Genomic DNA, 24,686 nt, shown 5'->3' on the forward strand with positions numbered 1-24,686 from the left:
TGGGGTGGCGAGAGGTGTGGGGGGGTGTCGATCGCATCGGCCGGGTGGTTCAAGGCCCAGATGATGATGCTGCCCCAGACGGAGCGCGGCTCCTCACCCGGCGTGCTGGTGATCGGTGAGGACTTGGTCGATGACGTACCGCGCGATGCCCGCCATGACCGGGTTCGTATCCCGGTAGTACCAGAGTTCGTTGAGCGCGATCGACAGCGCCCAGCCGCGCCCGCGCGCCCAGCTCGCGTCATCGGCCTGCGCACCTGCGCGGAGGATGCCGCGCGCGTCGGCCGGCAACAGGTACCACGCCGCGATCAGGTCGACGGCGGGGTCCCCCAGACCCAGGCAGCCGAAGTCGATGACGGCGCCGAGCCGTCCACGGACGGTCAGCAGATTACCGGGTTGCAGATCCGCGTGGATCCAGACGGGCGGGCCGGGCCACGCCGGGGCCCGCAGGGCGGCATCCCAGGCGGCGGTAGCCGCGTCGGCGTCGACGATTTCGCACACTCTCTCGATCGCGGCGCGTGTCCCCGTATCTCGTGTCGCCAACGCTTCGCTGCGATAGGACGGGGGCCCGTCCGTGGGATCGACCCGGTGAAGTGCGGCGATGAACTCCGCCAGGTCCCCGGCAAGCAGGCCGGGTTCGGCCAAGCGCCCGGCGGTCGGGGTCTCGCCGTGGATCCAGCGGTAGACGGACCAGTGCCAGGGATAGGTCTCCCCCGGCGCTCCCTTGCCGAGCGGTACGGGGATGACAACCGGAAGGTGCGGGGCGAGCCGGGACAGCCACTGGTGCTCTTTCGCCACGTCGCCGACGGCTCCGGCGATGCGGGGAAGGCGCGCGACCAGGTCCTCGCCAAGTCGGAACATGGCGTTGGAAGTGCCGGCGGACTCGACCCGAGCAATGGGGAGTTCCGCCCAGTGCGGGAACTGCGCGCCGAGCAGCGCGCGCACCAACGACGTGTCGATATCCGCCTCGTCGGCGTGCATCTTGCGAGTGCCCATGGGCACCTTCCTGACGGAGTGAGCAACCGGCTTTGATGAAACGGTCCGGAGGCTCCCCCGTCAACGCATATATCTCCGTTGGCTGTTATCTCCGGTGGCTGTTATCTCCGCCGGCTGTGCTGTCCTGCGTCTCAGCCAGGGCGGAGTCCCTCTCAGGCCTGACACCGTTCGAGGGCCCGGCGGTGACGTACAAGTCCAGGGCGAAGAGCACCTGTTCAGTCGAGGATCGCGGTGGCTTCGACCTCCACCAGGTGCTCGGGGACGTCCAGTGCCGCAACACCCAGCAGCGTGCCCGGCGGTACCGGGGTGCCCCCCACCTTCGCGGCGGCCCGGGCGACCCCCTCCAGGAACAGCGGCATCTTGTCGGGGGTCCAGTCGACGACGTAGACGGTAATTTTCGCCACGCCGTCGAAGGAGCCGCCGACCTCGGCCAGGGCGGTGCCGACGTTGAGGCAGCACTGCTCGACCTGAACGGCGAGGTCACCTTCGCCGACCGTGGCGCGGCCCCTGCCCGGCACCGAGCCGGGGCCGCCGTCGACCGCGAGTGGCGCCTCCATTGCGTACGCGAACCATTACGCTCTGCGACATCGGGTGATGCCGGAAGGTTCAGCGGTGTCGCAAACGGCAGAGAGGGACGCAACGATGCACGCCTCCAAAGGGGACCGCCTCGTGATGCACGGTCGAGTCGTGGGCAAGCACGATCGAGTCGTTGAGATTGTCGAGGTTCTCGGCCCGAACGGGACGCCGCCCTTCCGGGTGAGGGCGGAAAACGGCCACGAAACCATCATGAGCCCGGGACCGGACTGCATGGTTGACCATCGCACGGCACCCGGGCCCGCCTGACCCACCAAAGCCCCCTCCACTCGGAGCGAGAGGTGGGGTGAGCGCCGTGGTGGGTGAAACCCGCCCGCCACGGCGCTACGTCACAACTGGCGATGGCCAGCAGGCCCGTCACGCGCTGCGGTGTGTCATGTGCAGCCCGGGGCCAGTTCTCGCTCGTGCTGCGGCGCGTGGTCGCGTCGGGGAAGCAGGAACGGGGTGGTCAGGAGGAGGAGACCGGCAAGGGCGATCGCGGTGCGGGGGCTGGTGATGCCGGCCAGCAGGCCCCATAGTCCGGTCACGATCGCGGTGGTGACTTTGCCGGTCACCGACCAGGCGGACAGGGTGCGGGTGACGCGGTCCGACCCTGTCAGGTCCAGTCGGCAGGTGCTGAACACCGGGTTGAACACGCCCATGCAGGTGATCAGTCCGAGCTCGACGGTCATCACGAGCACGAGCCCGGCAACGCCGGGGCGGATGAAGGCCGGCCCGAGGGACCAGCACGCGCGCAGCGCCCCGACGGTGAGCATGACCTTGTGCTGCCCGAAGCGCGCGACCAGCCGGCGGGCCAGCCGTGAGCCGATCAAGCCACCGAGGCAGGGCACTGCGAAGGCGAGGGCGTACTGCCAGGGTGCGAACCCGAGGTGCCCGACCATGAGGACGGCGAGCAGCGGCGCGGACGCCATGATCAGGCTGTTGACCAGGATCGTGTTGTAGAACAGCGGGCGCAGCGTCGGGTGGGTCAGGATGTACCGCCACCCGTCGAGCAGGTCGCCGGCCCGGAGGCGTGGCCGTGTGTCGGTGCGGTCGGGGCGCGGCTCGCTGCCGCCGATCGCCCGGATCCCCACTGCCGAGAGCAGGTAGCTGACCGCATCGGCCACCACCGTCACCACCGGACCGAACAGCCCGATCGCGGCCCCGCCGAGCGGCGGTCCGAGCACGGTGGCGGTCCAGTTCGTGGCCTCGAACCGCCCGTTCGCAACGAGCAGGTCCTGCGGTGTGACGAGTGCCTTCAGGCCGGCGCCGCCGGCCGCGTTGAAGGTGATGTCGGCCGCGACGACGATGACCGACACGAACAGGAGCTGGACGAAGCTGAGCCGGCCGAGCGCGAACGCGGCGGGGACGCTCAACAACGCCGCGCACCGGATCAGGTCCATCGCGACCATCACGGGTCGCTTGCGGCGGAACTCCACCCACGGGCCGAGCGGCACCGCCACTGCCGCCCCCATCGCCAGTCCCGCGGCCGCCAGCACCGACACCTCGGTCGGCCCGGCATGCAGGACAAGGATCGCGATCAAGGGGAACGCGTCGAACGCGAGCCGTGTGCCGAACGTGCTGACCGTGTACGCCGCCCACAGCCATCCGAACTGCCGCCCCAGCGACCGTCTGGCCCCCATTCCCGGCACTCCCCCTCGTCGTCTCACCGTCGCGCTTCCACAACCCCGCGTTGACCGGATACATCAAAGCCAGCGGCAGGTCGGCTGAGCAAACAACCGCAGCGCCTGGGAAGCCACAACCATGGGTTGTGCATCTAGGGTGTCGGCGTGGATCTCGATGCCGTGCGCACCTTCGTCGCCGTAGTGGACGGGGGGCGATTTCAGGAAGCCGCCGCCGACCTGTCGATCACCCAGCAGGCCGTCTCCAAGCGCATCGCCGCGCTGGAGAAGGATCTCGGTGTGCGGCTGTTCACCCGCGGTGCGCGCGGAGCCCGGCTCACCATCGACGGGCAGGCGTTCCTGCCGCACGCCCGCGACCTCCTCCAGTCCGAAGAGCGGGCGGCCGCTTCCGTGCGGCCCGGCAGTCGTGCGCTGCGCATCGACGTGATCGGACGGCGGCTCGCGCCGGCAGGCCTGCTGCGCGGCTTCCACCGTGCGCACCCCGAGACCGCACTCGACGTCGTGACGCTCTTCGACGCCGACGCCGCCATCGCCGCTGTCCGGTCCGGCACGATCGACGCGTCGTTCCGCGCCGTCACCCTGCCCGCGCGGCAGCTGCCCGACGGCATCGAGGCCGCCCGGGTCCACGACGAGCCCGTCCAGCTCCTCACCGGACCGGCCCACGAGTTCGCCGCCGCCCGCGCGGTCACACCCGCCCACCTCGCCGGGCACCGGATCTGGATGCCCGGCATCGTCGCCGGTACGGAGTGGGCCGCCTATTACGACGACCTCGCCGCCGCGTTCGGGCTCACCATCGAGGTGACCGGCCCCGACTTCGGCACCGAGCCGCTTCTCGACACGATCGCCGACTCCTCGGTGCTGGCGACCTTCGTCGGCGATCAGACCCGCCTCGTCTGGCCCGCCGACCACGACTTGCGGCGCATCGCCGTGCACGACCCGACACCGGTCTACCCGCACTCGCTGATCTGGCACGGCGACAACCCGCACCCCGCGCTCGCCACGCTCCGCACCTACCTGGGCTCCCTACGGTCCGGCCGGTGCGACGCCGAGACCTGGGTACCGAAATGGGCGCAGTGAGCAATCCCGTCGCTCGGCCCGGCGGCCACAACGTCATGAGCCGTATCGGCGGGGACCGTATCGGCGGGGCCGTTGGGGTGGGACCGGTAATCCGGACCGGACGCTTCAGGCGGCTGTCATGGCGCGGTGGACGCTCTCACGGAGCAGGGCCCGGCGCCGGTCGTGCAGTGCGTCGGGCTCCTCGGCGGTCGCGGCATAGACGTTGCTGACCGGTGACCAGGCCATGGACATGGCGATCACCATGGCCATCAGGTCGAACGGGTCCCCCTTGCGGACCAGCCCGGCGGCCTGCGCCTCGCTGATGGCGCGCAGTTTGCCGTCGTCGAGGCGGTCGGGGTCGTCGACCAGATGGCCGGCCGGGCGTCGCTCCAGGCGCGCCCAGGTGGCCAGCCGGATGAGGTCGGGGCGGCGGAGGTACTCGTCGTAGACACCTTGGGGGCCTTCTCCCGCGAGTACGTCGTACGCGACCGGTTCGCCTATCCGCTGCCCGCGGGACTGGACCCTGCGGCCGCCGCACCGCTGCTCTGTGCGGGGATCACCGTCTGGGAGCCGTTGCGGGCTCTCGGCGTGGGCCCGCGGACCCGTGTCGCCGTGGCAGGACTGGGCGGCCTGGGTCATCTCGCGGTCAAGCTCGCCGTGGCGCTCGGCGCCGAGACCACGGTGGTGAGCCGCTCGCCGGACAAGGCCGAGGATGCGCGCCGCCTCGGCGCCCACGGCTTTGTCGTGTCCTTTGACCCGGAACAGATGGCTGCGGCCCGGGACCGGTTCGACGTCGTCATCGACACCATCTCCGCCCCGCACGACCTGGGCCCCTACCTCGGCCTGGTGGCCATGGACGGCACTCTCAGCCACCTCGGGCACCTCGGCCCGGTCACCGTGGAGACCACCGAGCTGCTGGTGGGCCGCAAGAAACTCAGCTCCGCAGGCAGCGGCGGCAGGCCCGCGACCGCCGCCATGCTGGACTTCTGCGCCGAGCACGGCATCACCGCCGACATCGAGCTGCTCCCCTCGGCGCGGGTGAACGAGGCCCTCGACCGCCTCCGGCGCAACGAGGTCCACTACCGCTTCGTACTCGACATGTCCGACCTGGACTGGAGGGGGCGGGCACGGCGTCGCGGTTCGGTCCGCGCCACGCCACGACGCCGCCTACTTGAGCGTCTGTCCCAGTGCGGGCACCTCGTCCCTCAGGTGTTCCTGGTCGGTGGCCGCCATCCGGTCGAGCACCTGCCGGCGCAGCGCGGCGGGCGGGGTGACCGCTTCCGCTTCGGCCAGACACGCGACGGTGGCCTCCAGCGCGGCGGCCTCCCGGGTGCAGCCGTCGCAGCCGGCCAGGTGTTCTTCGAAGGCGGCCTCCTCCGCGGGCGGAAGGGCGTGCAGGACATATGCGCCGACGGCCAGGCACGGATCCTCGGCGGCAGTCATCAGCCGCTCCCCAGGCAGGCGCGCAGTTTCTGGAGTCCGGTGCGCATCCGCGTTTTCACCGTGCCCGGGGGTGTGGACAGAGCTTCGGCGACCTCCGCGTAGGTCAGCCCCTGGTAGTAGGCCAGCACCAGCGGCAGACGCTGCACGTTCCCGAGGCCGGCCAGGCAGCGGTACACCCGGGCGCGCTGCTCCCGCTCCTCGACGGCCTCCACCACTTCGTCGAACGGGGTCTGGTGGTGCAGCTGCGCGGCTCTCCGTTCACGGTCCGTACTGGCCTGCACGGACCGCACCCGCTCCACCGCTCGCCGGTGGGCCAGCGTGAGGACCCACGACTTCGCGGCGCCGCGCTCCGGACGGAACCGGGCGGCTGTCCGCCACACTTCGATCATCACGTCCTGAGTCACCTCCTCCGCCTGCGCCTCGTCACGCAGGATCCGGCTGGCCATGCCCATCACGGGCACCACGAGTGCGTCGTACACGTCGGCGAACGACTTCTGGTCACCCTGGGCAACCTGCACGAGCAGACCGTCCACGCGACGGTCAGCGGCAGACCGCTCCGGCGGCCGGTACCCCTCGGTTGCAGTGTGCGACCTTCGCCTCACAGTGTGTCGAACCGTCCCATCCTGAATGCGGTGAAGACCGTGGCTCCGGGAAGGCGTGCGCCGGAATGTGTTGCCACGCGTCGGCCGTGCTCTCTCACACTGACGCCCCATCACGGAGAGCGCAGCCGGTCGGGGCCCGTACGGCTGAGCCGGTCGTCCTCCGGGGCGCGGGGGCCTCGCCGGGCACTCGGAACGGCGGCACGATGGTGACGACGCAGCCACGTGCGGGCCGGACATCCGGCGACTCGCACCCAGCGGGCCGATCCCTGAGCGGTCGGCCGCGAGCCGGGGCTCTCCACCCGGCGTGACAGGTCTTTCGGCCCGTCCAGCCCTCGAACAAAAATCCCGACATATGAGAAAAAACCCCTCTTTACCAATCCATATACGCGCGAGCATCGAATACACCGTAGGACGCGCCCGTGCGGCGCGAATCGAGCAGCTACGGGACAGGGGTGATTGCCGGAGCGGGATACGACGGTGGCCGGAACTTCTCCAGGGAGCTCGCATGATCGGAAAGCCGGTCAACGAATTGACCTCAGACCCAGCGGAGTCCTCAACCGATCGGGGCGTTGTCGATGCCCCCAGCACCGGTCTCGCGGAGGTCCTCGCCGCAACATTGGCTGAGGTCATGGGCGCGGGGCAGGTATCGGCCGACCGTCACTTCTTCGACGACCTGGGCGCCGACTCGTTGGTGATGGCGCATTTCTGTGCGCGGGTCAGGAAGCGTGCCGACCTGCCGTCGGTCTCGATGAAGGACGTCTACCGGAATCCGACGATCAATGCCCTGGCGGCGGCTGTGGCAGCCCCCGCCCCCTCTCCCCCGGTCGAGGCACCGGCCCCTCCCCCGGGTCCGGCTGCCGCTCCGGCTCCGGCCAGCACGTCCGAGTACGTCCTGTGCGGAGCGCTCCAGCTCCTGACGTTCCTCGGCTATGCGTATCTCATCGCGCTCATCGGCACCTGGGGCTATACGTGGATCGCCGCCGGGCCGGGCACGTTCGACGTATATGTGCGGTCGGTCCTGTTCGGCGCTGTCGGACTCCTGGTGCTGTGTGCCGTGCCGATCCTGGTGAAGTGGGTCCTCATCGGCCGGTGGAAGCCCCAGCAGATCCGCGTCTGGAGCCTCTCGTACGTCCGCTTCTGGGTCGTCAAGACGCTGATCCGTTCGGACCCGCTGGTCCTGTTCGTCGGGTCGCCGCTCTACACGCTCTATCTCAGGGCCCTGGGCGCGAAAATCGGGCGCGACGTCGCGGTCTTCTCACGCAACCTGCCGGTGTGCACCGATCTGCTCACCGTCGGCGACGGCACCGTCATCCGCAAGGACTCGTTCTTCAGCTGTTACCGGGCCCATGCCGGCCTGATTCAGACCGGCGCGGTGGTGCTCGGGAAGGACGTGGTCATCAGCGAGGCCACCGTGCTCGACATCGGGACTTCGCTGGGCGACGGGGCTCAGCTCGGCCATGCCTCGTCCCTGCACAGCGGGCAGGTGGTGCCGGACGGTGAGCACTGGCACGGGTCACCGGCGCAGCGGAGCGATGTCGACTACCGGGCTGTGGGTCCGGCCGGTTGCGGCGCCTGGAGAAGGACGGCCCACAGCGCCTTGCAGCTGCTGGCCGTGCTGCTCGTGTACGTGCCCCTGGCGGTCGGCGGCGTGGGCATTCTGCTGGCCGAGGCGCCGCAGCTCACCGCGGTCCTGGAACCGGGCCCCACAGCCCTCACGGACTGGATGTTCTATGTGCGCGCCGTGGCGGCGTCGTTGCTCTTCTTCGCCGCTGTGCCCTTCGGCCTCCTCTTCCAGGCCACCGTCCCCCGTCTGCTCAGCCGGACCATCACTCCGGGCAAGGTCTATCCGCTGTACGGCTTCCACTACGGGGTGCACCGGATCATCGCCCTCACGACCAACCGGAAGTTCCTGATGCGGCTGTTCGGCGACAGCTCCGGCATCGTGCACTACCTGCGGCGCTGCCTCGGGTACGACCTCTCCCGGATCGAACAGACCGGGTCGAACTTCGGCACAGAGGTCAAACACGAGACCCCGTACCTGAGTTCCGTGGGGACCGGAACCATGGTCGCCGACGGTCTGTCGATCATGAACGCCGACTTCTCGAACACGTCTTTCCGGGTGTCCCGGACATCGATCGGCCCACGCAACTTCCTCGGCAACAGGATCGCCTACCCCTCACGGGGAAGGACGGGCGACAACTGCCTGCTCGCGACGAAGGTCCTGGTCCCTGTCGACGGCGAGATCCGGGAGGGTGTCGGGCTTCTCGGCTCACCCAGCTTCGAGATTCCGCGCTCGGTCCAGCGGGACAGCACGTTCGACGAGCTGAGGAGCGGCGAGCAACTGGGCCGCCGTCTCACCGCCAAGAACAGGCACAACGCTGCCACCATGGCGCTCTATCTGCTGGTCCGGTGGCTCTATTTCCTGTGGGTCACCCTGCTCGTGGCGGTCGCCGCCGAGCTCTACGACACCCTCGGCGCCTGGGCGATCGCGCTGGGCAATGTCCTGGTCGTGCTGTCCGCCGCCGTGTACTTCGTGCTGGTCGACCGGGCCGTGACGGCGCTCCATCCGCTGACCCCGCTGTTCTGCTCGATCTACGATCTGCGCTTCTGGCGGCGGGAACGCTTCTGGAAGGTGCCCTCGGAGTCGTACCTGCTGATCTTCAACGGCACCCCCTTCAAGAACGTGATCTGGCGCCTGCTGGGGGTCCGGATCGGCAGGAAGGTCTTCGACGACGGCTGCTACCTGACCGAGCGGTCGCTGGTCACCATCGGCGACGGCTGCACTCTCAACACGGGAAGCGTCGTCCAGTGCCACTCGCAGGAGGACGGCACCTTCAAGTCCGACCGCAGCACGATCGCCTCGGGCTGCACGCTCGGCGTCGGCGCCTTCGTCCATTACGGCGTGGCGATGGGTGACGACGCGGTTCTCGCGCCCGACTCCTTCCTCATGAAGGGCGAGGTCGTCCCGCCACACGCGCAATGGGGCGGAAATCCGGCCCGGGAGACCGGTGGCCGGGACGCCGGCGAGGGCTGGAGGTAGGTGGCGATGAGAGCATCCACGGAAGCCAACGCCGCGTACGAGCGCGGCGCAGTGGCCGACGGCGCGTTCACCAGGATCCCCCGGTGGACCCACGCCCCGGTACCGGGCACCGCCGAGCACGGGACGGCCCTGCCGGCTCCCCTTCTCGCGACGCTGCGTCAGCTGGCGGACCGGCTGGAGGTGCCGCTGAGTTCGGTGCTGCTGGCCGCGCACGCCAAGGTGCTCGCCGCGCTGTCCGGCGACCACGAGGTCACGACCGGCTGTCCCGCCGCGCCGGGCGGCACACCGCTGCCCTGCCGTCTGACGACCGCGTCCGGCTCGTGGCGGGACCTCGTACTGGATGCTCACCGGGCAGCGGCAGAGCTGCCGGTGCGCCGGGAACCGGTCGGTGGGCCCGGTCCGGAGCCGGGTCGTGCCGGGGAGTCCCCCGAGACCGTTTTCGACCTCCTCGGTGAGGGCGGCGGTCCGGCGGGCGACACGGTGCTGTGGGTGGACGTCTCCCGCGACGGCGGTCAAGGTGTGCTGCGCCTGCGGTACCGGACCGACGTGCTCGACAAGGACTGTGCGGCCAGAGTCGGCGGCTACTACCGCACGGCGCTCACACTGATCGCCGCCGACCCGGATGCCGAGCACCGGCGGCAGTCCCTGCTGTCCGCGGAGGAACTCCGTCTCCAGCTCGAAGGGCTGGCCGGACCGAGCCGGGAGCTGCCGGACCGCCGGTTCCACGAAGTGTTCGAGGAGCAGGTACGGGCGCACCCTGATGCCGTCGCCGCCGTACAAGGGGACCGGCAGTGGACCTACCGGGAACTCAACGTCCATGCCAACCGGTTGGCGCACGCCCTGCTGGCGGGCGGGCTGCGCCGCGAAGGCGTCGTCGCGGTGGTCACCGAGCGCAGTCTGGGGTGGATGGCCGCGGTCATCGCGGTCTTCAAGGCCGGCGGTGTGTACCTGCCCATCGAGCCGCACTTTCCGCCCGACCGCATCGCCGTCATGTTCTCGCGCGCCGAGTGCCGGCATGTGCTGACCGAACCCGGCAGCGCCGCCGGCCTCGACCAGGCCCTCGCATCGGTGCCCGGGGTCCGCACCCTCTTCCTCGACGCCGTGTGGGAAGCGGACCACCCCGACAGCGATCCCGGTGTCCGCGTCGACCCGGACCAGCTCGCCTATATCTACTTCACCTCCGGCTCCACCGGCGAGCCCAAGGGCGCCATGTGCGAGCACATGGGCATGCTCAACCATCTCTACGCCAAGATCGACGACTTGGCGGTCGACGAGGGACAGGTGGTCGCCCAGACCGCACCCCAGTGCTTCGACATCTCCTTGTGGCAGCTGCTCTCCGCGCTGCTGGTGGGCGGTCGGACCGTGCTGGTCGAGCAGGCGGCCGTGCTGGACGTCCGGCGCTTCCTGGACACGGTGGCCGACGGACGGGTCACGGTGCTCCAGGTGGTCCCCTCCTACCTCGATGTCGTGCTGTCCTACCTCGAGCACCGGCCGCGCGAGCTGCCGGACCTGCGGTGCGTGTCGGTCACCGGCGAGGCGCTGAAGAAGGAGCTGGTCCACCGCTGGTTCACGGCCCGGCCCGGGATCAGGCTGGTCAACGCCTACGGTCTGACCGAGACCTCGGACGACACCAACCACGAGGTCATGGACGGGGTACCGGACACCGAGCGGGTTCCGGTCGGACGCCCCGTCAACAATGTGCACGTCTACGTCGTGGACGAACACCTGGCACCGGTACCGCTCGGCGCGCCCGGGGCGATCGTCTTCTCCGGCGTCTGCGTCGGCCGGGGATACATCAACGATCCCGAGCGCACCCGGCCGGCCTTCATGCCGGATCCGCACCGTCCTGGGCAGCGGCTCTTCCGGGGAGGCGACCACGGACGCTGGCTTCCGGACGGAAAGCTGGAGTTCCTCGGCCGCAAGGACAGCCAGGTCAAGATCCGTGGCTTCCGCATCGAGATCGGCGAGGTCGAGAACGCGCTGCTCCGCGTGCCGGGAGTCGGTGACGGGGCTGTAGTGGTCACCGGACGGGCGGGACACAGCAAACGGCTGGTGGCCTTCTACTCCGGCCGGCACGCCCGGCAGGCCGATGTCCTGAGGGGCAGGCTGGGCGAGCTGCTGCCGGAGTACATGGTCCCGTCCGTCTTCCTCTGGCGGGAGAGTCTTCCGCTGACCGCCAACGGAAAGATCGACAAGAAGGCGCTGGAAGCACTCGCCGGGGAACTCGACGCCCCGGAACCCGACGCGGCCGGGGACGACGACCACGCACCGCGCACGCCGACGGAACGGCGGCTGGCCGCGGCGTGGGCCAAGGTGCTCGGCATCCCGCAGGAACAGATAGGGCGGCAGGACAACTTCTTCGACCGCGGCGGCACTTCGCTGTCGGCGGTGGAACTCGCGGTCACCCTGGGGCGGCTGGTCTCCGTCAAGGACCTCACCCGTCACCCGGTCCTGGCCGATCTCGCCGGACAGGTCGACGGTGGGTCCGAGCCGCGCCCCGGGATAGTGCGCCCCCTGTCGGAAGCAGGTGCCGCCCAGGCAGGTTCCCTGGTGTGTTTCCCCTCCGTCAGCGGGAACACGGACGAGTTCCAGACGCTGGCCGAGGCCCTGCAAGGCACCGGACCTACGCTCTACGCCGTCGCGCTGCCCGCCCCCGGCACGGTCGCGGCGGGTGAGCCCACCGCGCCGATGACGCAGGTGGCCGAGCAGGTCGCCGACGAGATCGTCAGCCTCCGCCTGACCGGGCTCCGGCTGTGGGGCCAGTCCTCGGGCACGGCGCTCGCCGTGGCGACGGCCCAGCGCCTGGAGGAGCGCGGGGTGGAAGTCCGGCGCGTGTTCCTCGGCGCGCAGCTGCCCGGCAGCGCCGTGGACTCCCCGCCGGCGGTGAAGCTGTCCGCGCCGCTCACCGTGGTCGTCGCCGCCGACGACCCGCACACGGCGGGGTTCGCGCGGCGGTACCTCGACCGGCAACGGCTGGCCGAGCGTGTTGACCTCCACGAGCTGCCGGACGGCGGCCACTTCTTCCTGCAAACCCGTGCGAAAGACGCTGCACAGGCGGTGCTGTGCGATCTCGAACGGCCTGCTTCTTCCCGGGCCGCGACTGAGAGGAGCACCACGATGCTGTCCTCACTCCCGATCTCACTGCCAGAACTGGAACGGGAACCCGGCAGGCCGCCGATGCTGCGGGTCGGGCTCACCGACGGTGCGGCGAGCTGGGCAGCCGCGCGGCGGGACGCTCTGCGCGCCGTCGTGGCCGAGCACGGTTCGGTCGTGGTCAGGGGCCTGGGCCTGCGCGACCCGGCGGAGGTCGGCGCCGTTCTTCAGGGCCTGGGCGTCGCCCCGGTGACCGAGAGGGAGGCCTTCGCCCTGCGGCAGACCTACTCCGAAGGCGTGTACTCCTCGTCGAAGTGGCCGCCGACCCAGCCAATGTGCATGCACCACGAGCTGAGTTACACCCTGGAGTTCCCCGGCCTGATGCTGTTCGTGTGCCTGGGCGCCCCCACCGAGGGCGGCGCGACCGCGGTGGCCGACTCGACGGCCGTACTCGACGCGTTGCCCGCAGCCCTGACGGAGCGGTTCGAGCGGGAGGGGTGGCTGCTGACCCGCAGCTACAACGAGGAGATCGGGGCGTCGTTGGAGCAGGCGTTCGGTACCGAGGACCGGGGTGCCATCGAGCAATACTGCCGCGCCCACGCCATCGAGTGCGCCTGGCAGCCCGATGGCGCACTGCGCACCAGACAACGCCGCAGTGCCGTGGTGCGCCACCCCGTCAGCGGCCGGCGCTGCTGGTTCAACCAGATCGCGTTCCTCAACGAGTGGACGATGGCTCCCGAAGTACGGGAGTACCTGATCGACGAATACGGTCCCGACGGGCTGCCGTTCAACACCCGCTACGGAAACGGCGACCCCGTCACGGAGGACGTCGTGCACCTGCTCAACGAGGTGTACGAGGCCCATACCGCCCGTCGGCCGTGGGAGGCCGGTGACCTTCTGCTCATCGACAACGTCCGTACCGCGCACAGCAGGGAGCCCTTCGAAGGACCGAGGGACGTGGTCGTGGCGCTGGCCGATCCGGTGCGCCTGGCCGACTGCTCGCCGACTGTGGAGGTGACCCTCCCATGACCACCGTCCGCCCCACCCTCACGCAGCCCACACCCCCCGAGCCGCGCCCCGTGCCGTCTTTCGCGGTGATCTCAGGAGCCCAGGTGCAAAAGGCACTGGAGGGACGCGAGAAGCAGATCGTGGAAGTGGTCGAGGACACCTACCGGCTGCACGGCGCAGGCGAGTCGGTGAACCCGCCCTCTTCGTTCCTGCGCTTCCCCGACCGCCCGTCCTCCCGGATCATCGCGCTGCCCGCCTCGATCGGCGGACAGACACGGGTGGACGGACTGAAGTGGATCTCCAGCTTCCCGCCGAACGTGGCAGCCGGGATCCCCAGGGCCTCGGCCGTGCTGATCCTCAACAACTACGACACCGGCTACCCGTTCGCCTGCCTGGAGAGCTCGATCATCAGCGCCACCAGGACCGCCGCGTCAGCGGCGTCGGCAGCCGACTGGCTCAGCCGCGGGCGACTCCGTCCGACCCGGGTCGGATTCTTCGGAGCGGGCCTGATCGCCCGCTACATCCACACCTTCCTGGAAGGGACGGGCTGGTCGTTCGAGGAGATCGGGGTGCACGACCTGTCCGCCGAGAGCGCGGCCGGCTTCCGCCTCTACCTGGAACAGTGCGGCACCACCGGTCGGGTCACCGTGCACGACAGCGCCGAGGACCTGATCCGCGCCAGCGACCTGGTGGTCTTCGCCACCGTGGCCCCTCAGCCGCATGTCGACGAGGTCTCCTGGTTCGAACACCACCCGGTGGTGGTACATGTCTCGCTGCGCGACCTCGCCCCGCGGATCCTGCTGGCCTCGACCAACATCGTCGACGACATCGAGCACTGTCTGAGGGCCTCCACCTCCCCGCATCTGACCGAGAAACTCACCGGCAACCGGAACTTCCTGCACGGCACGCTGGACGACGTGATGGCCGGCCGTGTGACGGTGCCGGCGGACCGTCCCGCCGTCTTCTCGCCGTTCGGCCTCGGGGTGCTCGACCTCGCGGTCGGCAAGTACGTCTACGACGAGGTCGTCCGGTCCGGGGAACTCCAGATCGTCGACGACTTCTTCCACGAACTGCGCCGCTACGGATGAGCGGCCCGGACCTCGGCCCACCACGGCAAGGAGGCTCATGCCGAACCCTCGCCCGGAACGATCAGCAACCACATCGCCGCAGACCAGCGCACTACACCGCGGCTCTGTCACGGCGCCCCGTCCGGCCCGGTCGACCACACGGTCCCGCCCGGAAGAGCGAAGCCCGCCGCCCCGTGCGGACGGACTGTTGAAGGCGCTCTGCCGCAGATGAGGAGACCATCGTGCCAGTCATATCCGTGCCTTACGCGTTCAACGAGGAAGAGCTCTACGTCGACCTCCGGCCGATCTTCGGGCACTCGCTGTTCCTCAAGTGTGAGGGCTTCAACTTCGCCGGCTCGATCAAGCTCAAGGCCGCGACCGCGATGGTGGAGTCCGCCGAACGGGAGGGAGACCTCAGGCCGGACTCGGTCCTGGTCGAGTCCTCGTCCGGAAACCTCGGCGTGGCGCTGAGCATGATCGCAGCGAGCAAGGGTTACCGGTTCCTGTGCGTGACGGACTCCCGCTGCAACCTGGCGACCAGGCTGATGATGGAGGCTCTGGGCAGCCAGGTGCACGTCGTCGCCGACGAGGAGTCCAACGGCGGCTTCCTCGGCGCACGGCTCGCCTACATCCGCAGTCTGTGTGCCTCCGACGACCGGTGTGTATGGCTCAGCCAGTACACCAATCCGAGCAACTGGAAGGCGCACTACCGCACCACGGCACCGGCCATCGCCCGCTCCTTCCCGCAGCTGGACCTGCTGTTCGTCGGAGCCGGCACCGCCGGCACCCTGATGGGCTGTGCCCGCTACTTCCGGAATTGGCACCGGCCGGTGCAGATCATCGCCGTGGACAGTGTCGGGTCGGTGGCCTTCGGCGGTAACCCGGGGCGCAGGATGATCCCCGGCCTGGGCATGAGCGTCCGTCCGCCGCTGCTCGACGAGTCGTATGTGGACGAGGTCGTACGGGTGGCCGAGGCGGACACCATCCGCACCTGCCGTCGACTGGCCAGACGCGGCTTCGTGTTCGGCGGATCGACCGGCACAGTGGTCAGCGGCGCGACGGACTGGCTGGCCCGCCACGACACACGAGGGCTCACGGCGGTGGCCCTCGCCCCGGACCTCGGCGAGCGCTACCTCGACACCGTCTACCAGGACAACTGGGTGCAGGACCTGTACGGCGAGGACGTGCTGCGTTCCGAGTTTCCGAGCGGCACCGACGTCGACGCGATCGGCCTCATGCCACCGTTGCGGTCATCGGAGCCGCAGTCGCAGCCGCGCGAACGGCGCCGGCGCCACGACGCCTGAGGTCCGGACGCCACGGGCCCGTCCTGCGGTGGAGCGCCCACCGTCGCATGGTGGAAAGCGAGCCACCCGGCATCCACATGGCCGGTGGCCAGGAGACTTACTCACAAGGAGTGATGATGAGGGCCCTGACCTGGCATGGAAAACGTGACGTCCGGGTGGACACCGTTCCCGACCCGAAGATCAAGGACCCGACGGACATCATCGTGCGGATCACCTCCACCGGGATCTGCGGCTCCGACCTGCACTTGTACGAGGTGCTCGGGCCGTACCTGGATGAGGGTGACATCCTCGGGCACGAGCCGATGGGAATCGTCGAGGAGGTCGGCCCCGAGGTCACAGAGGTCTCGGTGGGCGACCGTGTCGTCGTCCCGTTCAATGTCTCGTGCGGCACCTGCTGGATGTGCGGGCAGGGGCTCCATTCGCAGTGCGAAACCACGCAGGTCAAGGACCGTGGGATGGGCGCCGCGCTGTTCGGATTCTCCAAGCTCTACGGCCAGGTACCCGGCGGTCAGGCGGAGTTGCTGCGGGTCCCCTTCGGCAACACCCTGCCCGTCAAGGTGCCGCACGGCCCGCCGGACCAGCGGTTCGTCTACCTCTCCGACGTCCTGCCCACCGCCTGGCAGTCCGTCGCCTATGCCGGTATCCCACCAGGCGGATCCGTCACCGTTCTCGGTCTCGGCCCCATCGGCGACATGGCGGCCCGTATCGCCCTCCATCAGGGCGCGAGCAAGGTCATCGGCGTCGACCTCGTACCCGAACGTCTCGCCCGGGCCCGCAGCCGGGGCGTGCACGCTCTCGACCTGAACGAGTACGACAACAACGTGGGCGAGGAGATCCGCTGTCTCACGGCGGGGCGTGGCACCGACTCCGTCATCGAAGCGGTCGGCATGGAAGCGCACGGCGCTCCGCTGGCGAGAACCGCCCAGCGGTTCGCCGGCCTGCTGCCCGACGCGATCGGGGAGAAGGTGCTGAGCCGGGCCGGTGTGGACAGCATGGCGGCCTTCAACACGGCTGTCGATGCGGTCCGACGGGGCGGCACGATCTCGCTGATCGGCGTCTACGGCGGCTCCGTCGACCCCGTGCCGATGCTCACCCTGTTCGACAAACAGGTCCAGCTGCGCATGGGCCAGGCCAACGTCAGGCACTGGGTGGACGACATCATGCCCCTCCTCGACGACGAGGACGTCCTCGGAGTGCAGGACTTCGCCACCCACACACTGCCGCTCGAAGAAGGGCCCCAGGCCTACCAGACCTTCCAGGCCAAGGAAGACGGCATGATCAAAACTGTTCTGACGCCTTGACCCGTTCACCGGGCGTCAGGTCACTCGGCGACGGCCGGCTCCTGCGGCGCGACCCGGGTGTCGCGGACTCCGAGGCGCAGATGCTCGACGTGATAGAGGGCCTGGTCGAGGAGTTCGGCGACGTGGTTGTCGTACAGCGCGTAGACGATCGAGCGACCGTGCCGCTCACCGGTGACCAGTCCGAGGTTGCGCAACAGGCGCAACTGGTGGGAACAGGCGGAGGGTTCCATGTCGACGGCGGCCGCGAGGTCGCTGACGGAGCAGGGGCCTTCCTGTAGCCGGGCGAGGATGTGCAGCCGGGACGGAGTGGCGAGGGCCTGGAGGGTGGCGGCGACGTCGGCGGTGCCGACCGCGTCGAGGCGCTCGCGGGTGGTGGCGCTGCTGGTGGTGTCGACTCCGTGGCCCATGCGGACATCATACCGATGACACATGAAGAACTATTCAGGTGTTCCTGTATGGTGGTGCCGTCGCCCCCAGTCCGCCCGCGAAGGGTTGCTTTGTCATGCCTTCTGTCCTGGATCAGCGGCCCGCGCCGCCCTCCGCCGTGCCACGCCCGGCACCGCCGCGGCGCCGCACGCGTCCTGGCACTGCCGGAAGCCCGATGGGCGCTGACCGCGCTGCTGCTGTTCCTGCTCGCCCTCCCGCTGGACCTGCTGGGCACCCCGCGGTGGCTGTGGGGTCCGCTGTACACCGCCGTCTACCTCACAGGCGGATGGGAGCCGGGGTGGGAAGGCCTGAAGGCCCTCAAGGGCAAGACCTTGGACGTCGATCTGCTGATGGTCGTCGCCGCGCTCGGCGCCGCCGCCATCGGCCAGTTCCTCGACGGCGCCCTGCTGATCGTCATCTTCGCCACCTCCGGCGCCCTGGAGGCGGTCGCCACCGCTCGCACCGCGGACTCGGTCCGCGGCCTGCTCGACCTCGCTCCGACCACCGCGACCCGGCTGCTGCCCGGCGGCGGCGAGGAGAGCGTCCCGACGGACTCCCTCGCGGTGGGCGACACGGTCCTCGTCCGGCCCGGCGAGCGCATCGGGGCCGACGGCCAGGTCCTGCGCGGCGCGAGCGAGGCCGACCAGGCCGGCATCAGCGGCGAGCCGCTGCCGGTGGCCAAGCGGCCCGGTGACGAGGTGTTCGCGGGCACCGTCAACGGCGCCGGCGCCCTGCACGTACGGGTGGAGCGCGACCCGTCGGACTCGGTGATCGCCCGGATCGTGACCATGGTCGAGGAAGCCTCCGAAACCAAGGCGCCCACGCAGCTGTTCATCGAGAAGATCGAGCAGCGCTACTCGATCGGCATGGTGGCCGCGACCCTCGCCGTCTTCGCCGTTCCGCTCGCGTTCGGCTCCGCCTTGCAGCCTGCACTGCTGCGCGCGATGACCTTCATGATCGTCGCTTCTCCCTGTGCCGTGGTGCTGTCCACGATGCCCCCGCTCCTCTCGGCCATGGCGAACGCCGGGCGTCACGGCGTCCTCGCCAAGTCCGCCGTCGTCATGGAACGTCTCGGCCGGATCGACGCCGTCGCCCTGGACAAGACGGGCACCCTCACCGAAGGCACACCCCGGGTCACCGACATCCGCCCGCTCCCCGGTTCCGGCCTCGGCGAGGACGTCCTGCTGGCCCTCGCCGCGGCGGCCGAGCACCCCAGCGAGCACCCGCTCGCGCGCGCCGTCGTCGACGCCGCGCGCGAACGTGGCCTGCCCCTCGCCGACGCCGCCGACTTCGGCTCCGTCCCCGGGGAGGGTGTCACCGCCACCGTCGACGGACACACCGTCCAGGTGGGATCACCGGCCCGGCTCCCGTTCGCCGCCACCGACCCCGTCCGCACCGTGGTGCAGGCTCTGGAGGACGAGGGCCGTACCGCGGTTCTCGTCCTGCATGACGGCGCCCCCGCCGGGGTGTTGGGCATCGCCGACCGCCTGCGCCCGGACGCCGCAGCCACTGTGGGCGCGCTCAAGAAGCTCACCGGCCGTTCGCCGGTACTGCTGACCGGTGACAACGAGCGCGCCGCCGCGCATCTGGCCGCCGAGGTCGGTATCACCGAGGTCTGCGCCGGACTGCTCCCTCAGGACAAGGTGTCCGCGGTCAAGGGGTGGCAGGCGCAGGGCCGCAATGTGCTGGTCGTGGGCGACGGTGTCAACGACGCCCCGGCCCTGGCCACGGCCCACACCGGCATCGCCATGGGCAGAGCCGGATCCGGCCTTGCTCTGGAGACCGCCGACGCGGTGGTCGTCCGTGACGAACTCGCCGCCATCCCCACCGTGGTGGCTCTCTCGCGCAGGGCCCGCCGCCTGGTGGTGCAGAACCTCGTCATCGCCGGCATCGTCATCACGGGCCTGGTGGTCTGGGACCTTCTCGCCACTCTGCCGCTGCCCCTCGGCGTCGCCGGGCACGAGGGTTCCACCGTCATCGTCGGCCTCAACGGTCTGCGCCTGCTCCGCGATGCCGCCTGGACCAACTCCGCCGCCGAGGGCAGCACCTGAGCAAGCACCCGAGCAAGCGCCCAGAACTTGTTGAACTTTGAGCGATACCGTTGTGTCTTGATATGTCGCGACTGGGTAACGTCGGTGCCCTTTCCGGTACTGGGTCCGTAATCTGAGCGCCTGCCGGGCCCGAAGTGGGGGGTGCCCGGCCTGACACAGAAGGACTCTCATGCTCCGTCTTCGTACTCTGGCCGCTGCTGCCCTATCGGCTGCCTGCGCCGGCGCCGCCTTGCTGCCCGTGCCCGCACAGGCTGCCGGCTCCGTCCACCTCTACAAGATCTACTACGACAGCCCCGGCTCGGACACCCGCTCCGCCACGAGCCTCAACGCCGAGTACGTACAGATCAAGAACTCCACCAGCCGGGCCGTCAGCCTCACCGGTTGGACACTGACGGACGCCTCCCGGCACAAGTACACCTTCGGCTCCTACTCGCTCGGAGCCGGCAAGACAGTCACCGTCCACACCGGCAAGGGCACGAACACCGCGGCGCACCGTTACCAGGGCCGCGGCGCCTACGTGTGGAACAACGACCGGGACTCGGCCACGCTGAAGAAGTCGACCGGCGGCACGGTCGACAGCTGCTCCTACAACTCCACGCGAGCCGACTACAAGATGTGCTGAACGTCCCGCACTTGGCGCCCCTGCCCACCGGGCGGGGGCGCCGTCGCATACCGGGCCCACGGCGGACTCACGCGGACCCGGGCGAGTGTCAGATGGATGTCATGCCGGCGAGATGCCGAGTGAGGGTGTCGAGGGGCTGGAAGCCGGCACCGAGCAACGCCACGTGCTTCCAGTGCAGGGTGCCGTCGGGTCCGATGAGGAAGACCGCCCTGCGCAGTCCGATTCCGGGGGCGGCGATGCCGAAGGTACGGGTGACCTGGCGATCGGTGTCGGCGAGCAGGGGCATCCGCAGGTCGTGCCTGCGCGCGAACCGCTCGTGGCTGTCCACGTCTTGCGGGCTGATGCCCCAGACTTCCGCGTTCTGGTCCTGGAATTGCTCGAGGCCACTGGAGTAGGAACACAGCTGTTTGGTGCACACGCTGGTGTCGTCGCCCGGATAGAACGCCAGCACCAGCGGGCGGCCGCGTTGCAGGGAGAGGGTGTAGTCACGACGCTCGAAGCTGTCGCCGGTCAGGACACCACCGGGCAGGGTGAAGTCGGGGACGGGTGTGCCGAGGTGCGGTGCTGAGGCCATCAGGCGGTCCAATCGAATGCGGAAGCGGCGGTGACGGGAAGGCGGGGCAGTACGGTCGTCGGTCGGTCCCTGTCCTCACAGGGAAACGTCGGGATGGAGGCGCCCGACGGTCCACACCCGTTGGCGTCGTACGGCGAGGGTGGTCACGGCGAGAAAGCCGGCGGTGAACGCGAAAAGAACGACGAAGTCCCGCAGGAGGTTCTCGGTGAGCCCGCCCGAGACGGTGACGCGCAATCCGTCGACCAGGTAAGTCATCGGGAGCAGCGGGTTCAGCGCCTGGAAGAAGGCCGGCTCGGTGGGCAGTGGGTAGAGCCCGCCGGACGCGGTGAGCTGGAGGATGAGCAGGACCAGGGACAGGACGTCGCCCGGCACCCCGAAAAGGGTGCGCAGGCAGTGATCGACGGCGACGAAGGCCGCTGCCGCGGTGACCAGGAGCGCGAGCATCCAGAAGCGGTGGACGGGACTGAGCCCGAGGGCGAGATCGACGACGCCGTAGAGCACCAGCGCCCCCACGGCCCCCAGCACCGCGGCCGGAAGCCATCCCGCGACGGCAGTGGTGAAGGCGCCGACCCGGCCGGCCAGGGCACGCGTGTTGAGCGGACGCAGCAACAGGTAGGCGAAGAGGCCGAACACCCACAGGGCGATGCCGAAGAAGAACGGGGCCAGGCCGCGTCCGTAGACACCGGCCGGGTGCAGGTTTCCCCGGTCGATGTGTACGGGCGTGCCCAGTACTCCGGCGGCGTGGGCGACCTGGTCGGGGGTGGTACGGGGAACCTTGTGGAGGCCGTCGTCCACGGTGCGGGAGACGTCCGAGGCACCGTCGTGCGCCTGGTCGGCGGCGGCACGCAGCGCGCCGGAGCCCTTTTCCAAGGTGCCGAGCCCTTCGACGAGGCCGTGCGCACCGTCGGCGGCGCTGTGCGAACCGGTGTCGACGAGACGGAGCGGGGTGTGCAGAGCCAGCACATCGCGCCTGAGCGATCCGACGTCGTCCTGGAGGCGTTCGGCGTCACGGAGGGAGCGCCGGGCGTTGTTCTCGGCGGCAGCGGCCCGGCCGTCGAGATCGGTGGCGGTCGTGTCCAGGTCGCGGGCGTGGCTCAGCGCCGTTCGGTAGACGGGGTCGTCCCGTAGCTCGGGGTGGGAGTCGGCGAGATCGGTGAGGTCCGCCACGGCACGTGAAGTGCCCTTGCGGGTGGCGCTGGTGGCGGTGTGCACCGCGTCCAGGCCGTCGGTGGTCAGCCGGGCGGTGGTCACCAGGGTGGAGAGGGCTCCGGGCAGGCGGTCGGCGGCGGCCCGGTCGAGGCGGCCGGAGAGGTCGTCGATCTGCCCGGTGGCACGGGCGATCTGCCGCGCCCCGGCGGCGACGCCGTCGGCACCGTCGTGCAGGGTGGAGGTCGCCGACGCGACCGTGGAAGTGCCCTGCTGCGCCACGCGGGTCGCGCCCACCAGCCGGTGTGCGCCGTCGGACGCGGTGGACAGCTTGTCGCGCACGTCCGACAACTCGCCGTAGACGCTGCGCACATAGGCGGCATGCGTGGCGGAGTTGACCTGGTCCTGAAGCTTGTTCTGCACCACCTCGGTCATGATGCCGGCGACGTAGTTGTTGGCATCGTTGAGTTCGATCCGGATGCCCGCCTGTTGCGGACGGGTGTCGGCACCCGTGGCGAGCTTGCGGCTGAAGCCGGGTGGGATGTCGATGGTGAAGAAGTAGCGGCCGTGCTCCAGCCCGTCCCGAGCCTCGTCCGGACCGACGAAGTGCCAGTCGAAGGTGCCGGACGCCTTGAGCTGCTGGACCAGTTGGTCACCGGCGTTCACCCGGCTGCCCTGCCGCGCATGTGCCAGGTGGTCCTGGTTGACGACGGCGACCGGCATGCGGTCCGTCTTGCCGTACGGGTCCCAGTTCGCCCAGAGGTACATGGCGCCGTACAGCAACGGCACCAGGCAGAGCAGGGCGGGGACCAGTCGGCGCATCGGCCCCCGGAAGCGCCGGAGTTCGAGCAGCGCCAGCTTGACGGCTTTCATGTGTCGGCGTCCTTCCGGACAGTGGTCGTCTCGGCCGGGAGGCGGTCCTGGCTGCGTCGCGGCAATAACAGCGCGACCAGGCCGGGGGTGGGCGGGGGCGGCGGATGGAGGCAGCCGGCCAGCACGGTGGAGCCGTGGTCCCTGACCCGTTGCAGGGCCTGCCACACGGGTCCCTGCGCGTCGGGTGGCAGCCCCTCGTCGACGTCGTCGACGACGAGGGCGCCCGGCCGTTCGGCGAGGGCCAGCGCGGTCGCCAGCAGCAGCCGGCCGGCCGGGCCGAGGTCCTCGACCAGGTCTGCCCCCCGTGGGGCGACGTCCAAGGTCGCGAAGGCCTCGCGGATGCCGCGCTCGGTCACGCCGGGGCTCGTCAGACAGCGTTCGGCCATCACCTCGCGCACCCGCAGCCGCCCTTCGAGATCGACCGCGGGCGCGGCCCGGGCGATGGCGACCATCCTGCGTACCCGCCCACCCGCGGCGGGCAGGACGTGCCCGCCGACCCGGACAGCCCCGCCGGACAGCCGCATCCGCCCGGCGAGCGCCAGCAGAAGCGAGGTACGCCCGGAACCGGCCGGGCCGTGAGCGGCCAGCAGCCCGCCCGCCGGCACATCCACATCCACCCCCTCGAACACCGGACCTCTCCGACCGTGCACGCTCGCCCCGCGGGCCACCACATCCACTCCAGCCGCTGTCATGCAGCAAGTCCTAGCCCGGACCGGTCAACCCACCCCTGCCTCACGCCAGTTGTGACGTGATTCACGTGGGTGGTGGCGTCCGGGCACGGGGCGGAACCGCGGCCTGCCACCGTTCAGGGGAGGGCCGGGGCCAGGCGTTTGACCTCGCGCAGGGTGGGGGCGGTTTCGATGCTCTGGATGCCCGGCAGCGGACCGATCTGCCGGTCGATGTAGTCGTACAGGTCGGCCGGGGTGCGGAAGACGCCGCTGGCGACGAGGTTGGAGGTGCCGGTGATGGCGGCGGCGAAGGCGATGGCGGGGTGGGTGGCGAGGGTTTCGCCGACGGTGCGCAGATGGGCGGGGGCCACGTTGAGCCAGAGTCGCGTGCTCATGTGGTAGCCGAGGAGCTGGGGGTCGAAGTCGACGGAGAGGTGCAGGGCGCCTTCGGTGCGCAGGCGGTCGAGGTGGCGCTGGACGCTGGAGGGTGAGCGGCCGGTGGCCTTGCTCAGTTCGGGCAGGGTGGCGCGGCCGTGCCGGGCCAGTTCGGTGAACAGGGTGCGGTCGGTGTCGTCCAGTGCCAGCGGGGTGCGGGAGGTGCCGGAATCCACCGCGAGGGCGGCGGGGGTGGCGGGGCGGAAGCGGGTGGCGTGCCAGGTGCTGGTGGCGCCGACGAAGATTCTCATCATGCAGTGGGCGCTGACGGAGAGCACATGCGGGGTGCGGGGGAGCTTTTGCAGCAGGAGGGCGTTGCGTTCGTCGGCCGTACGGGTGTTGACGGCGCAGTAGAGCTCGGTGCCGCCGGAGGCGAGGGTGACCCAGCTGGTGTCGGGGCGGCGGGCCAGGGCTTCGGCGATGGTGCCGGCGGCGTCGGGTGTGCAGTGCAGGCGCAGCAGCCAGCGGACCAGTCCCAGGCGCGCGGGGTCGGGTTGGCCGACGATGCGCAGGCCCAGGCCGCGCAGGCGTTGGTAACGGCGCGCGACCGTGCGCTCGGAAAGGTCCAGCCGTCGGGCGAGGTGGCTGAAGGGGGCCCGGCCGTCGAGCTGGAGGGCCTCCAGCAGGCGATGGTCGAGGTCGTTCAGAGCGCCGGAATCCACCGCAGTACCTCACTTCCGTGCCGGATCGTTCCGCGGTCCAGGGTATGGCTTGGGATACGTGTGGCGAGGCCCGGAAGGTGGGCGGGTCGTCCCGTCATCGTCTTCG

Annotated in this window: 18 protein-coding genes and 4 pseudogenes; 11 read left to right on the forward strand and 11 right to left on the reverse strand. The window is 70.1% G+C overall.

Annotation, left to right across the window (positions count from 1 at the left end; translation table 11 throughout):
- Positions 1–93: 93 nt before the first annotated feature.
- Both IF67_RS0114190 and IF67_RS0114200 read right to left on the reverse strand, forming a co-directional pair.
- Positions 94–993, reverse strand: a complete 900-nt coding sequence (locus tag IF67_RS0114190; protein ID WP_030985603.1) for an aminoglycoside phosphotransferase family protein — start codon at positions 991–993, stop codon at positions 94–96.
- A 215-nt stretch (positions 994–1,208) separates the two neighbouring features.
- Positions 1,209–1,490: pseudogene (locus tag IF67_RS0114200) on the reverse strand (RidA family protein); the annotation flags it as partial.
- Positions 1,491–1,635: 145 nt separating this feature from the next.
- Between IF67_RS0114200 and IF67_RS41400 the strand changes: the two are divergent.
- Positions 1,636–1,836: a DUF1918 domain-containing protein gene (locus tag IF67_RS41400; RefSeq protein WP_078889446.1), complete on the forward strand. Its 201-nt coding sequence runs from the start codon at positions 1,636–1,638 to the stop codon at positions 1,834–1,836.
- A gap of 125 nt (positions 1,837–1,961) precedes the next feature.
- Here IF67_RS41400 and IF67_RS0114205 read toward each other — a convergent pair whose 3' ends face one another.
- Positions 1,962–3,209 carry an MFS transporter gene (locus IF67_RS0114205; protein ID WP_030985607.1) on the reverse strand — a complete coding sequence of 416 codons (1,248 nt, stop codon included), beginning with the start codon at positions 3,207–3,209 and terminating at the stop codon, positions 1,962–1,964.
- A gap of 147 nt (positions 3,210–3,356) precedes the next feature.
- Here IF67_RS0114205 and IF67_RS0114210 point away from each other — a divergent pair, with 147 nt between their 5' ends.
- Positions 3,357–4,286 carry a LysR family transcriptional regulator gene (locus IF67_RS0114210; protein WP_030985609.1) on the forward strand — a complete coding sequence of 310 codons (930 nt, stop codon included), beginning with the start codon at positions 3,357–3,359 and terminating at the stop codon, positions 4,284–4,286.
- A gap of 105 nt (positions 4,287–4,391) precedes the next feature.
- Here the strand turns inward: IF67_RS0114210 and IF67_RS44875 are convergent, their stop codons facing one another.
- On the reverse strand, positions 4,392–4,904 hold the full coding sequence (locus tag IF67_RS44875) for a hypothetical protein (RefSeq protein ID WP_234341094.1): 513 nt from the start codon (positions 4,902–4,904) through the stop codon (positions 4,392–4,394).
- An 18-nt stretch (positions 4,905–4,922) separates the two neighbouring features.
- On the opposite strand from IF67_RS44875, the pseudogene IF67_RS46230 reads away from it, so the two are divergent.
- Positions 4,923–5,198: pseudogene (locus IF67_RS46230) on the forward strand (zinc-binding dehydrogenase); the annotation flags it as partial.
- A 234-nt stretch (positions 5,199–5,432) separates the two neighbouring features.
- Here the strand turns inward: IF67_RS46230 and IF67_RS46235 are convergent.
- Positions 5,433–5,708 (reverse strand): zf-HC2 domain-containing protein, encoded by a 276-nt coding sequence (locus IF67_RS46235; protein WP_107050221.1) that lies wholly within the window; start codon positions 5,706–5,708, stop codon positions 5,433–5,435.
- Complete coding sequence (gene sigK / locus IF67_RS0114225; protein WP_420708655.1) at positions 5,708–6,226, reverse strand: ECF RNA polymerase sigma factor SigK; 519 nt, start codon at positions 6,224–6,226, stop codon at positions 5,708–5,710. The genes IF67_RS46235 and sigK overlap by 1 nt, the downstream gene beginning before the upstream one ends.
- A gap of 589 nt (positions 6,227–6,815) precedes the next feature.
- Here sigK and IF67_RS0114230 point away from each other — a divergent pair.
- The 6 genes and pseudogenes from IF67_RS0114230 (at position 6,816) to IF67_RS0114250 (ending at position 17,123) form a co-directional block, all read left to right on the forward strand.
- On the forward strand, positions 6,816–9,350 hold the full coding sequence (locus tag IF67_RS0114230) for a Pls/PosA family non-ribosomal peptide synthetase (protein WP_078889432.1): 2,535 nt from the start codon (positions 6,816–6,818) through the stop codon (positions 9,348–9,350).
- A 6-nt stretch (positions 9,351–9,356) separates the two neighbouring features.
- A pseudogene (locus tag IF67_RS0114235) lies at positions 9,357–12,137 on the forward strand (non-ribosomal peptide synthetase); the annotation flags it as partial.
- 330 nt (positions 12,138–12,467) lie between these two features.
- On the forward strand, positions 12,468–13,472 hold the full coding sequence (locus tag IF67_RS45975) for a TauD/TfdA family dioxygenase (protein WP_078889448.1): 1,005 nt from the start codon (positions 12,468–12,470) through the stop codon (positions 13,470–13,472).
- Positions 13,469–14,539 carry a 2,3-diaminopropionate biosynthesis protein SbnB gene (gene sbnB / locus IF67_RS0114240; RefSeq protein ID WP_030985619.1) on the forward strand — a complete coding sequence of 357 codons (1,071 nt, stop codon included), beginning with the start codon at positions 13,469–13,471 and terminating at the stop codon, positions 14,537–14,539. The genes IF67_RS45975 and sbnB overlap by 4 nt, the downstream gene beginning before the upstream one ends.
- 221 nt (positions 14,540–14,760) lie before the next feature.
- On the forward strand, positions 14,761–15,822 hold the full coding sequence (gene sbnA, locus IF67_RS0114245; RefSeq protein ID WP_030985620.1) for a 2,3-diaminopropionate biosynthesis protein SbnA: 1,062 nt from the start codon (positions 14,761–14,763) through the stop codon (positions 15,820–15,822).
- Between the two features lie 116 nt (positions 15,823–15,938).
- Positions 15,939–17,123: a zinc-dependent alcohol dehydrogenase gene (locus IF67_RS0114250; RefSeq protein WP_030985621.1), complete on the forward strand. Its 1,185-nt coding sequence runs from the start codon at positions 15,939–15,941 to the stop codon at positions 17,121–17,123.
- Between the two features lie 20 nt (positions 17,124–17,143).
- Here the strand turns inward: IF67_RS0114250 and IF67_RS0114255 are convergent, their stop codons facing one another.
- Positions 17,144–17,530, reverse strand: a complete 387-nt coding sequence (locus tag IF67_RS0114255) for an ArsR/SmtB family transcription factor (RefSeq protein ID WP_030985622.1) — start codon at positions 17,528–17,530, stop codon at positions 17,144–17,146.
- A gap of 95 nt (positions 17,531–17,625) precedes the next feature.
- Between IF67_RS0114255 and IF67_RS0114260 the strand changes: the two are divergent.
- Positions 17,626–19,600, forward strand: a pseudogene (locus IF67_RS0114260) (heavy metal translocating P-type ATPase).
- A 169-nt stretch (positions 19,601–19,769) separates the two neighbouring features.
- Positions 19,770–20,222 (forward strand): lamin tail domain-containing protein, encoded by a 453-nt coding sequence (locus IF67_RS0114265; protein WP_030985624.1) that lies wholly within the window; start codon positions 19,770–19,772, stop codon positions 20,220–20,222.
- An 88-nt stretch (positions 20,223–20,310) separates the two neighbouring features.
- Here IF67_RS0114265 and IF67_RS0114270 read toward each other — a convergent pair whose 3' ends face one another.
- The 4 genes from IF67_RS0114270 to IF67_RS0114285 all read right to left on the reverse strand — a co-directional run bounded on the left by IF67_RS0114270 (position 20,311) and on the right by IF67_RS0114285 (position 24,580).
- On the reverse strand, positions 20,311–20,796 hold the full coding sequence (locus IF67_RS0114270) for a peroxiredoxin (RefSeq protein WP_030985626.1): 486 nt from the start codon (positions 20,794–20,796) through the stop codon (positions 20,311–20,313).
- Positions 20,797–20,871: 75 nt separating this feature from the next.
- Positions 20,872–22,815 (reverse strand): YhgE/Pip family protein, encoded by a 1,944-nt coding sequence (locus IF67_RS0114275; RefSeq protein ID WP_030985627.1) that lies wholly within the window; start codon positions 22,813–22,815, stop codon positions 20,872–20,874.
- Entirely contained in the window at positions 22,812–23,507 is a 696-nt protein-coding gene (locus tag IF67_RS0114280) for an ATP-binding cassette domain-containing protein (protein WP_037839362.1), read from the reverse strand. Before IF67_RS0114280 ends, IF67_RS0114275 begins: the two co-directional genes overlap by 4 nt.
- 113 nt (positions 23,508–23,620) lie before the next feature.
- Positions 23,621–24,580, reverse strand: coding sequence for an Lrp/AsnC family transcriptional regulator (locus tag IF67_RS0114285; protein WP_030985631.1), 960 nt, complete (start codon positions 24,578–24,580; stop codon positions 23,621–23,623).
- Positions 24,581–24,686: the final 106 nt, after the last annotated feature.

Source organism: Streptomyces sp. NRRL S-1813, assembly GCF_000719605.1.
GTDB classification, from domain to species: domain Bacteria; phylum Actinomycetota; class Actinomycetes; order Streptomycetales; family Streptomycetaceae; genus Streptomyces; species Streptomyces decoyicus.